The organism is Variovorax sp. WDL1 (assembly GCF_001541225.1).
Taxonomy (GTDB): domain Bacteria; phylum Pseudomonadota; class Gammaproteobacteria; order Burkholderiales; family Burkholderiaceae_C; genus Variovorax.
The window spans coordinates 1-667 of record NZ_LMTS01000125.1 but is presented as its reverse complement, the minus strand read 5'-3'; the positions used below and the strand labels follow the sequence as shown (position 1 = coordinate 667).

Annotated in this window: 1 protein-coding gene; it reads left to right on the top strand. The window is 63.6% G+C overall.

Annotation, left to right across the window (positions count from 1 at the left end; genetic code table 11):
* Window positions 1-438: 438 nt before the first annotated feature.
* Window positions 439-660 (top strand): hypothetical protein, encoded by a 222-nt coding sequence (locus APY03_RS17070; RefSeq protein ID WP_003120032.1) that lies wholly within the window; start codon window positions 439-441, stop codon window positions 658-660.
* Window positions 661-667: the final 7 nt, after the last annotated feature.

Below are 667 nucleotides of genomic sequence, written 5' to 3'. Positions count from 1 at the left end.
TGCGCAGCCGACAGGACCAGCCCATCGTCATCCTGGCCGAGCTGCCAGCGAACGAGGCATTCGCCATCTGGAAGCAGCATGTCCTGGGCGACAAGCCCCGCTGATCCAGCCTCACCGCACGGTCATGACCGCCCCGCACTCGTTGCGGGGCTTTTCTTTGTCCCTGCGCACATCAATCGGGGCTGGACCAGATGCCGATTTCCAACTGACGTGGCGCGGCACCCTCACGAAGCTGCTCGCATGTTCGCTGATTCGTCAGCACATGCCAGCAGCCAGGGTTTCAGGCTGCCGCGGGGTTCTCTCCGCGCAACCCACCAGTCCGCATCGCATCCATTGCGCGGACGCGCGTTCCCAAGACGCTGATGCTTTTTTTTCAACCGCGTGCGGGAGCTGCCATCCCGTGAGGGACAGGGCCCCGCTTTTCCAAGGAGCCCATCCATGTCCCAGCAAGCCTCTTTCGGCCGATTCGGTCAATTGGCCTTGACCTACTGCGGCAAGTTCCTGCCGCTCGAAGTCCTGCACAGCGCCGCCGGCCACTACATCGGCACGCGCGATACCGAAGGTCCCGTCTCGCGGGAATCTCGTGAGTACTTCCGCAGCCATGCCGCGGCTCAACGTGCCCTCGAGAGAGGCGGCTGGTCCCAGCTCGCCATTCCCTGATCCAACT